Annotated in this window: 11 protein-coding genes; 2 read left to right on the plus strand and 9 right to left on the minus strand. The window is 58.7% G+C overall.

The genetic code is table 11. The annotated features are described in order from the left end of the window. Positions 1 to 183 precede the first annotated feature (183 nt). The 5 genes from epmA to lptA all read right to left on the minus strand — a co-directional run bounded on the left by epmA (position 184) and on the right by lptA (position 4,341). The gene (epmA, locus tag ACNKID_RS00005) at positions 184 to 1,074 is read right to left on the minus strand and encodes an EF-P lysine aminoacylase EpmA (protein WP_417911374.1); all 891 of its coding nucleotides are present in this window, start codon (positions 1,072 to 1,074) and stop codon (positions 184 to 186) included. A gap of 90 nt (positions 1,075 to 1,164) precedes the next feature. Continuing rightward, the gene (locus ACNKID_RS00010; protein WP_417911375.1) at positions 1,165 to 1,608 is read right to left on the minus strand and encodes a PTS sugar transporter subunit IIA; all 444 of its coding nucleotides are present in this window, start codon (positions 1,606 to 1,608) and stop codon (positions 1,165 to 1,167) included. 22 nt (positions 1,609 to 1,630) lie between these two features. Next, positions 1,631 to 3,064 (minus strand): RNA polymerase factor sigma-54, encoded by a 1,434-nt coding sequence (gene rpoN, locus ACNKID_RS00015; RefSeq protein WP_417911376.1) that lies wholly within the window; start codon positions 3,062 to 3,064, stop codon positions 1,631 to 1,633. A 12-nt stretch (positions 3,065 to 3,076) separates the two neighbouring features. Beyond that, complete coding sequence (gene lptB, locus ACNKID_RS00020) at positions 3,077 to 3,799, minus strand: LPS export ABC transporter ATP-binding protein (protein ID WP_417911377.1); 723 nt, start codon at positions 3,797 to 3,799, stop codon at positions 3,077 to 3,079. Then, complete coding sequence (gene lptA, locus ACNKID_RS00025) at positions 3,799 to 4,341, minus strand: lipopolysaccharide transport periplasmic protein LptA (protein WP_417911378.1); 543 nt, start codon at positions 4,339 to 4,341, stop codon at positions 3,799 to 3,801. Before lptA ends, lptB begins: the two co-directional genes overlap by 1 nt. Before the next feature lie 179 nt (positions 4,342 to 4,520). Between lptA and argB the strand changes: the two genes are divergently transcribed. Continuing rightward, on the plus strand, positions 4,521 to 5,405 hold the full coding sequence (gene argB / locus ACNKID_RS00030; RefSeq protein ID WP_417911379.1) for an acetylglutamate kinase: 885 nt from the start codon (positions 4,521 to 4,523) through the stop codon (positions 5,403 to 5,405). 364 nt (positions 5,406 to 5,769) lie between these two features. Continuing rightward, entirely contained in the window at positions 5,770 to 6,186 is a 417-nt protein-coding gene (locus ACNKID_RS00035) for a secondary thiamine-phosphate synthase enzyme YjbQ (RefSeq protein ID WP_417911380.1), read from the plus strand. Positions 6,187 to 6,190: 4 nt separating this feature from the next. Here ACNKID_RS00035 and ACNKID_RS00040 read toward each other — a convergent pair whose 3' ends face one another. From ACNKID_RS00040 to ACNKID_RS00055, 4 genes are all read right to left on the minus strand, one after another. Beyond that, the gene (locus ACNKID_RS00040; protein WP_417911381.1) at positions 6,191 to 7,597 is read right to left on the minus strand and encodes a sensor histidine kinase; all 1,407 of its coding nucleotides are present in this window, start codon (positions 7,595 to 7,597) and stop codon (positions 6,191 to 6,193) included. Further along, positions 7,598 to 8,272 (minus strand): response regulator transcription factor, encoded by a 675-nt coding sequence (locus tag ACNKID_RS00045; protein WP_417911382.1) that lies wholly within the window; start codon positions 8,270 to 8,272, stop codon positions 7,598 to 7,600. It abuts the gene before it with no gap. Beyond that, the gene (locus ACNKID_RS00050) at positions 8,272 to 8,853 is read right to left on the minus strand and encodes a cytochrome b/b6 domain-containing protein (protein WP_417911383.1); all 582 of its coding nucleotides are present in this window, start codon (positions 8,851 to 8,853) and stop codon (positions 8,272 to 8,274) included. Before ACNKID_RS00050 ends, ACNKID_RS00045 begins: the two co-directional genes overlap by 1 nt. A gap of 78 nt (positions 8,854 to 8,931) precedes the next feature. Next, a partial coding sequence (locus ACNKID_RS00055) for a DUF5666 domain-containing protein (protein ID WP_417911384.1) occupies positions 8,932 to 9,423 on the minus strand: 492 nt, incomplete at its 5' end.

Here is a 9,423-nt window from a genome sequence, read left to right on the forward strand (position 1 = left end):
GCATGCATTCGTATGTTGCGAATGCGTGGTTTCGTATGCAGGAAAACCGGCAGGCTTAGGATTGCGCTTGCTCCACCCGCTCAAAATGAGAAGAGGCGTTGTCAATTTATCCTGCTCTATCTATAACCGCAACACAGTCAGGAGGCTGTCTGGAAAATGGCGAGCAGGCTGGCTGCGGACGGGCTACAAATCTCTGTCGGCAAAGGGCAGCACCTCGGCGATGCTGTTTTTGCCGAGCAGGAGCATGAAGAGGCGGTCAAGCCCAAGCGCGATGCCTGCGCAGTCAGGCAGCCGCTCCAAGTCGCGGAGGAATTTTTCCGGCATCAGGCTGCGGTCAATGCCTGCCTTGGCCATCTCCGCCTCAAAGCGCAGCCGCTGGGCCGCCGCGTCAGTCAGCTCGGAGAAGCCGTTGGCGATCTCTATCCCGCAGATGTACAGCTCCGCCCGCTCGGCGACAGCCGGGCTGTCCGGCTTGGGCCGAGCCAGCGAGGCGAGGGCCGCCGGGTATTCGCAGAGGAACACCGCGCCCAGACGGGCCAGCTCCGGCTCCACCCGCTCCACCAGGAGCAGGTCGAAGCGGCCCTCGGCAAGGGCCTGCTCCGCCTCGATTCCAGCGAAACGCCGGAACGCCTCGGCCACAGGCAGGCGCGGCCAAGGCTCTGGCTGCGCGGCCCATGCAGGCAGCTGCTGCCAGCCCTGGTCCGCGCAGAACCGCGCCAGATGCCGGGCCAGCTCCTCGCTTTCCTGCATCAGCTCGGCATAGGTCCAGCCGACGTGGTACCACTCCAGCATGGTGAATTCCTCCTGATGCAGCCGCCCGCGCTCGCCCTTGCGGAAGCAGCGGCAGAGCTGGAAGAGCTGTTCGCAGCCGCCCGCCAGCAGCCGCTTCATGCACAGCTCCGGCGAGGTCTGAAGGAAGCGTCCTTCGGAGCGCAGCGGCTGGATTTCCGCCTCTGGAATCAGCGCAGGCAGGCGGACAGGGGTGTCGGTCTCAAGGTAGTCGCGGCTGTGGAAGAAACGCCGCGCGGCTTGAAGCAAAAGGGAACGCTGGCGGATGCCGAAGGGGGAAAGCATAGTGGAAGGAAGTCAGAAAGCATCAGGCGGGCAGACTCAAGCCGAGTCTGGCCGCCTTTGTTGTGCTTCGCAGGATTGACACTGATGGATTCAGGCCGCCCGGCTGAACAGCTGCTGCACGGTTTTCGGGCTGGCTGCCTGAAGCAGCTTGGCGCGGATGCTCTCGTCCTTGAGCAGCCTGCTGATGCGGCCCAAGGTTTGCAGGTATTCCGCCGCCATGTTTTCCGGTGAGAGGATCATCACCACAAGATGCACCGGGAGGCGGTCTTTGGCCTCATAGGCGATGCCCTTGGCCGATCTGCCAAAGCAGATCAGCAGGTTCTGGAGTTCAGCCAGCTTGCCGTGCGGGATGGCGATGCCGTTGCCCACGCCGGTGGAGCCGATCTGTTCCCGCTCCAGCAGCACCCGCCGCACCGCCGCCGCCTGCAAGTTCGGGCACAGACGCTGCGCCGCCGCCGCCAGCTCGTGCAGCAGCTCGTCTTTATTTTTTGCCTTCAGTTCCAGAATGATCGCTTCTTCGGTCATCTCGGTCATCTCTCTCCTGTCCTGTTTTTTTTTATTCCTTGCGGCGGAACTTGACGGTCGGAATCCGCAGCTGCTCACGGTATTTGGCCACCGTGCGGCGGGCCACTTTGATTCCTTCCTGCTCCAGCAGCTCAGACAGGGTGTTGTCGCTGAGAGGCTTGGCTGAGTTCTCCTGCCTCACCAGCTGCGCCAGCCGCTGCTTAACTTTTTCTGCTGTCAGATCATCGCCGTTGTCCGTAGCCGCCGCTGTTGCTGAGAAAAAATATTTCAGTTCGAAGATGCCGTGCGGGGTTTCGACATATTTATTGGCTGTGGCCCGGCTGACGGTTGATTCATGCACACCCACGTCTTGAGCCACATCACTGAGGATCAGCGGACGGAGATGTCCTGGCCCCAGCTCGAAAAAATCGCGCTGGAGCTGGACGATGCTCTCCATCACCCGGCAGATGGTGCTGTGCCGGTAATCCAAGGCACTGAGCAGAAGCTGGGCGTTCCGTCTTTGCTCGCTGAGATAGTTCTTGGTCACCGCCTCGCCTGCAGACAGCAGGTTTTGGTATTCGGCAGAGAGCTGGAGCTGCGGCAGGTCATCACTGTTCAGGCGTACTGCAAATTCATCTTCAATCTTAAAAACATAAACATCCGGCACCACCTCCTGCACCTGCTCGTTGCTGTACTCGTTGCCAGGATACGGCACCAGTTCGGCAATGAGGGCTGCCGCAGCCTGCACCTCCCGCAGCGGGGTCTTGGTGCGGCGGGCGATTTCAAGAAGATTGCGATTGCTCAGCTCGCTGAAAAATTGAGAGACCATCCGCCACGCCAAACTGTCCTCCAGTCCCTGCCGCTCCAATTGCAGGAGAAGGGATTCCTGAATGCTGCGGGCTGCCACGCCCGGCGGATCAAGGTTCTGGACAAGGCGAAGCATGGCCTCGGCCTCTTCCGAGGCGCAGCCAGTTTGCTGGCAAATGTCGGCGATATCCGCATCAAAAAAGCCGTGACCATCTAAATTGCCAAGAATGAAGCGGGCAATCTCCAAATCCTGCTCGCTCAGACGCAGATGGGTGAGCTGCCAAGCGAGAAAGGCGGCCAAGCCCGGCAAGGCGGCGAGAAAATCAAGGCGGGATGGCGCATCCGCTGCCGGGGCCTCGGCCTCATGGGTGAAGGAAAAATCCGCGTCAAAACTGTTGCTGTAATCCTCCCAGTTCACTTCAGCGACCGTGACTGGATCGTCACCCGCCACCTGCGCCGTCACCTCTTCGCTGCCGCCGTTTTCCTCAGTCAGCAGCTGGCCGATCTCAGCTGTGTCGTCCGCCGTCTCCTCCAGCATTGGATTCTGCTCCAGCTCTGTCTGCAAGGCTCCGGCCAGCTCCATCCGGTTGAGCTGGAGCAGCTTGATCGCCTGCTGGAGCTGCTGGGTCATGAGCAGCTTCTGGGCCAGCTTCATCTGCTGGCGGAGTTCGATGCTCATGGCGGCTGGCGGCTACAGACGGAAGTTTTCGCCGAGGTACATCTTCTTGGCCAGCTCGCTGCGGATGATGTCGCCCGCCGCGCCGCTGGTGAGTATCTGCCCCTCGTTCATGATATACGCGAAGTCGCAGACCTGGAGGGTCTCGCGCACGTTGTGATCCGAAATCAGGATGCCGAGTCCTCTTGCCTTCAAGCCCCGGATGATCTGCTGCAAATCGGCCACTGAAAGCGGATCAACGCCCGCAAACGGCTCGTCCAGCAGAATGAAGCGGGGCCGCACCGCCAAGGCCCGCATGATCTCCACCCGCCGCCGTTCGCCGCCGGACAGGGCATGGCCCTTGTTCTGGGCCAGATGCTCGATCTTCAGCTCGGCCATCAGCTCCTGAATACGCTGGCTGATCTCATTGCGGCTCAACCCCAGCGGTTCCAAGACGATGCGGACGTTCTCCTCCACAGTCAACTTTTTGAAGACCGACGACTCCTGCGCTAAATAGGTGATGCCCTTGGCCGCCCGCTCATGGATCGGCAGCTCGCCGATCTCTTCGCCGTCTAACAGCACCGCCCCCGCGCTGGGCCGGATGAAGCCCGCGATGCAGTAAAAGGTGGTGGTCTTGCCCGCGCCGTTCGGCCCTAGCAGCCCGACAATGGAGCTGCTCCGCACGTCGAGGCTGACCTGATCCACCACCCTGCGGGCGCGGTATTCTTTAACTAAATTGCTGGTCTCCAGAACGCTCATCAGTTCTGCTGGATGGTGGCCTTGACCCGGCCCGGTTTGGCTTTGTCCTGCTCAAAAACGGAGCGTTTTTCATCCAGATAATAGGTGATGATGTCGCTGGAAACCATGTTCTGTCCCTCTGAAGCTTTGGCATTGCCGCTGAGCACCACCTTGCGCTCGTTGGCGAAATATTCCATTTTTTCGCCGGTGCCGAGCCAGTCCTCCTGCGTCACCTCGACATTGCCGATGCAGATCAGCTGCTTGACAGCAGACTTGCCTGTGCCGGATTTATCCGCCTCCTTTTTGCCACCTGCCCCGCTCTCCTCGTAATGCACAGTCATCTCGTCAGCGCGGATAGTGACTTTGCCTTGACTGGCCTCGACATTGCCGACGAAAACGACCGAATTTTTCGCCTCCTGCGAAACCATGCGGTCCGCCTCAATGTTGATCGGCGCGTCGTTTTTTTCTTTCCCTTGAGAGAAGGCCGGGCCTGCGACGGCCATGACGGCTGCGGTCAGCGCGGCGGCAAGCAGCCGCCGGGCCGAGGATGAGAGAAAATACATTGTTGCCCCTGTCTCAATCATGTTTTATAAGAGAACACTGCGCAGTCACGCTGCGCGGGAGCATACAGGATACAGGGTTCGCCGGAAAATGTAAAGGGTTTCCATCTCCCTGTTCACAGATGAAAAACTGCCGCTGGCCTGCTGGAAGGCGGCTGATGCGGCCAAGAGGGAGCGCAGTCATGCAGAACGAGATCGCCAAGGCCAAGGTACTGATTGAATCTTTGCCATATCTCAGGGAGTTCAGCGGAAAAACTGTGGTCATCAAATACGGCGGCCACGCGATGATCGACGAGGAGCTGAAGAAAAAATTCGCCCTTGACATAATCCTGCTCAAATACATCGGGATCAATCCGGTCGTGGTTCACGGCGGCGGGCCGCAGATCAACGAATTCCTGAAGAAGATGCAAATCACTTCCAGCTATGTGCAGGGGATGCGGGTCACAGACGGCCCGACCATGGACGTGGTGGAGATGGTGCTGGTCGGCAAGGTCAACAAGGAGATCGTCGGCCTGATCAATCACTGCGGCGGCAGGGCCGTTGGCCTGTCAGGCCGGGACGGCGACTTGGTGCAGGCCAAAAAAATGAAGGTGCTGGGCAAGCCGGAAACCGAAAACGCGCCGCCGGAGCTGATTGACTTGGGCCAAGTTGGCGAGGTGACGCGGATCAACTCGGAAATCCTCACCACGTTGGATGCGAAGGACTTCATCCCGGTGATCGCGCCGGTCGGCGTGGGTGAGGACGGTCAAGCCTACAACATCAACGCCGACCTCGTCGCCGGGGCGGTTGCCGCCGAGCTGAACGCGGCCAAGCTGATCCTGCTCACCGATGTCGAGGGGGTGAAGGGAGCTGACGGCCAGCTCATCTCCTCCATCGCGGTCAGCTCCATTGAGCAGCTTATTGCTGATGGGGTGATCAAGGGCGGGATGATCCCGAAGTTGCGCTGCTGCGCTTCGGCCATCAATGGCGGCGTGAGCAAGGCCCACATTATTGATGGGCGGCAGGATCATGCCATTTTGCTGGAGATTTTCACCCACGCCGGCATCGGCACAGAGATCACGGCATAAGCAAGGGCTTGCAGGCGCGGCGCATGGCCCGGCAGGAATGCGCCGCGCGGTCTGATTTAAAACGCCAGAACCGAGGCGTATGAGGCTTCATGTGAGACGGATGAAGGTTGAACCGAGGCAGATGAAGCTTCATTTGCGACGAATGAAGCTTCATCTATGACGAATGAAATTTGAGACGAGGCGAATGAAGCTTCATACGCGACGGATGAAGCCTGAGTTGACACAGATGAAGTTTCATCTGCGACGAATGAAGCTTCATCTGTGACGGATCAAGGCTGAGACGAGGCATGTGAAGCACTGTCCGAGACGGACTGTAGCTTGCCGCAAGAGTATATTCTCTCTGAACTTTTGACAATCAGATGCGATGAAAAGTTATCACAAGGAACTGTGGTTCGAGGTGCCGAGCCGCCGGGCCTTTGTCAACATCACTCCGGAGGTGGAGAAGTGCCTTGCCGAATCCGGCATTCAGGAGGGGCTGTGCTTGGTCAACGCCATGCATATCACGGCCTCGGTTTTCATCAACGACGACGAATCCGGCCTGCATCATGATTATGAAGTCTGGCTGGAGAAGCTGGCTCCCCATGCGCCGACCAGCCAGTACCGCCATAACGGCTATGAGGACAATGCCGACGCGCACCTGAAACGGCAGATCATGGGCCGGGAGGCAGTGGTTGCGGTCACGGCGGGCAGGCTGCACTTTGGCCCTTGGGAGCAGATTTTCTACGGCGAGTTTGACGGGCGGCGGAAAAAACGGGTGCTGGTGAAGATCATCGGGGAATGAAAAATTACGCAGCGGCGGCCAAGGGCAGGGAGAGCACGAAGCGGCTGCCGCCTCCGCTTTGCGCTTCGGCGTGGATTTCGCCATGATGGGCCTGCATCACCGCTTTGACAATGCTCAGGCCGAGACCGCTGCCCTCCATGCTGCGGGCGGAAGCGGCGCGATAAAACCGGTCGAATATCCGATCCTTGTCCTCCTCGCTGATGCCGATGCCGGTGTCGCTGACAACAATCTCCGCCCGTCCTTCACGCCAACACAGCTCCACAGAGACAAAGCCGCCTGGATGATTGTATTTCACCGCGTTCTCGATCAGGTTCAGCAGCGCCTCGGTGAGCATCTCTTTATCACCCGCCACCATGAGGCCGCCGCCGTTCAGGCTCGTGCTGAGCAGCACGTTCTTTTTGACGGCCAGCGGATCGGCGAGCCGCACTGCGTCAGCGATGCAGTCTTCCAGAGAAACAGGCTGAAAAGCTGATGCGTCCAGCATTCCTGAATCCAGCCGGGCCAAAGTCAGCAGACCATTGACCTGATCCAGCATGGACTCGGACACGGAGCGGATTTCCTGCAAACTGTCCTGGTGCTCCTCCGCGCTTCTTGGTTTCATCAGAGCTATGTCGCATTCCGCCCGGATCACCGCCAAGGGCGTTTTCAGCTCATGGGCCGCATTGCCGAGCAGATTTTTCTCTGCCTCAAACGCTTGATGCAGCCGCTCCAGCAGAGCATTGAACTTCGCTGCCAGCCGCTGCAGCTCCGCAGCCTGACGGCTTGGCTCAATCCGCTCCTCCAGATTTTTGTGACTGATTTTCTCCAAGGCGGCGGAAAAAAGTTCAAGAGGCCGCAGAGAAACTGAGGCGATGAGAAAACTGATCAGCCCGATGACAAAAACCACCACCGGCATGACAACCAGAAAAAAATTCGCCAGACGGTGAATCATGCTCAGACTCTCGGTCAGGTCTTCAGCAACGATGACCCGCACCGGTTTATCCATGAAGACAAAATCATGACGAATGACCCGCAGCGGCTCGCTGTTCGGCCCCACTGTCTGGTAAACCCATTCCTGCGCTTTGGCGTTGTGGAAGAGGGGCTCGCCGGGGATGAGGTCGAAGTCCTTGTCCACGAGCGAAAAGGAGTAGCCGGCCAGCCCGCCGTCTATGAGCACTTTGTAATAGTGGCCGGAGTCCGGAGTGACATAGTCGCCGTGAACAAATTCGTTGGACTCGCACTGAATGGTTTTGCCGTCATGGGTATGCACCAGTCCTTTGACTAATTGCAGGCTGGCATGGAGCATTCTGTCGACGGAATCCTCAACCACATAGTGCAGCTTAAGGTGGAGCGCCCAGCCGAAGGCGCAGAACAGCGCGGTGACAGAGCAGAATATCCAGATCAGCAGCCTGCCCTTGATGGAACGCAGCACTCAGGGATCCTCGACGATGATGTAGCCCTCGCCCCGGCGGGTTTGAATCAGCGGGCGGGGATGGTCTTTATCAATTTTCTTCCGCAGCCGGTTGATGTACACATCAATGATGTTGCTGTCGAGATCGAAATTCATGTCATAGACATGCTCGGACAGCTCGGTGCGGCTGATCACCCGGCCCTTGTTCATGACCAGATATTCCAAGATGGCGTACTCCTTGGCTGAAAGAGGCACGTTGACACCGGCCCGGCCTGCGGTCTTGGCGTTCAAATCAATATGCAGATCGGCGATGCAGAGCTGCGAGGCGGGCTGGCCTTTGCTGCGCCGGATCAGGGCGGTGAGCCGGGCCAGCAGCTCGGCGAAATCAAACGGCTTGGCCAAATAATCATCCGCGCCGCTGTTCAGCCCTTTGACACGGCTTTCCACTTCGCCTCTGGCGGTGAGCATGATCACCGGGGTTTGGATGTTCTGCTCGCGCAGGCGGCTCAGGAGAGTGAAGCCGTCCATTTTGGGCATCATAACGTCCAGCACCATCGCGTCATAAGGCGAAGTCTCCGCCATGTACAGCCCTTCCTCGCCGTCATGGCAGATATCGACGGCAAAGGCGTTTTCCTCCAAGCCTTTCTTGAGAAGCCGGGCCAGCCGCAGCTCGTCTTCAACAACCAGAATTTTCATCAGGCTTCGCCGCTCTTGAAAAAGAAAATTTCTTTCCAGACTTGATGCCCGGTCAGGGAATGGGCGATGACCGCGCCGACATGCAGGGCCAGATAAATTGGAATCAGCACGGTGCCAACCTCATGCGCCTCCTTGACCATGTGCATGATGCCGTGCACCTTCGCCCCGCGCTCCATGAAAAAATACATAACTGCGCCTGTGGCCGCAAGCCAGGAAAAGGCTATGAGGCCGAAAAACTGCACCAGTCCTGCCAAACCTTGCCGCCGTCTGTGCTCTGGCAGTTTGAACGTGGTCAGAACGGCGATGTCCTTGCCGGTCTGCCGGAGCCGGGCAGGCGTGAAGGGAAACCAGCTGCTGAGGCGGGAATCCTTCGGGCCGATGAGGCCATGCAGAAAATAGCCGCAGAGGGCGGCGAGCACGGCCAAGCCAATTCCTCCATGAAGAAGGAAACCAGCCTGATCCATTTTTTTGTAATCATCCGCGCCTTCGCCGCTGAGCAAAGCCGAAAGCACCAGAGCGATCATCGCCAGATGCCAGAACCGGACCAGATTGCCCAGCCGGGCGTTGTCATTGCTGTTCATTCTATCCCTCGTTGCTTTTTCGCCTTTCACCTTGGTTTGCTGCGGGGGACAGGCCGAAGCCTGTCCCGGTTTCTGAAATCAGCGTCTGCCGCTTTTCACTTCAAGCTCATAGGCGATGAAAGGAACGCCGCCGCCTTTCACCTCAACCTGCGCTCCGGGAGCAAGCGGGCCGTTCTGCTGTTTAATGAGAGTGCGGTCAGTGACAATGACCTCTTTGCCGCCGATCTTCCAAATGCCGAACATGCTGCCGCCCTGAGGCATGGCCTCAACTGAGCCGTGCAACGGAGTGCCGACCATTGCCGGAGGAGGCATCGGCGGATTTGCCGGAGTTCCAGCCATTGCCGGAGGAGGAGTTGCAGGAGGAGGCCCCATCATCGGTCTGCTGCCGCCCTTGACTTCGACTTCATAGGCCATGAAAGGCGTTCCGCCGCCTTTCACTTCAACTTGCGCACCAATGCCGATTCTGCCGTACTCTTCTTTAATAAAGGTGCGCTCAGTGACGATAACCTCTCTGCCGCTGACGCGCCAAGGCCCCAGCACGCTGCCAGACGGCATGGCTTCGACAACGCC

The sequence above is a fragment of the Candidatus Electronema sp. TJ genome (genome assembly GCF_048287355.1).
Taxonomy (GTDB): Bacteria; Desulfobacterota; Desulfobulbia; order Desulfobulbales; family Desulfobulbaceae; genus Electronema.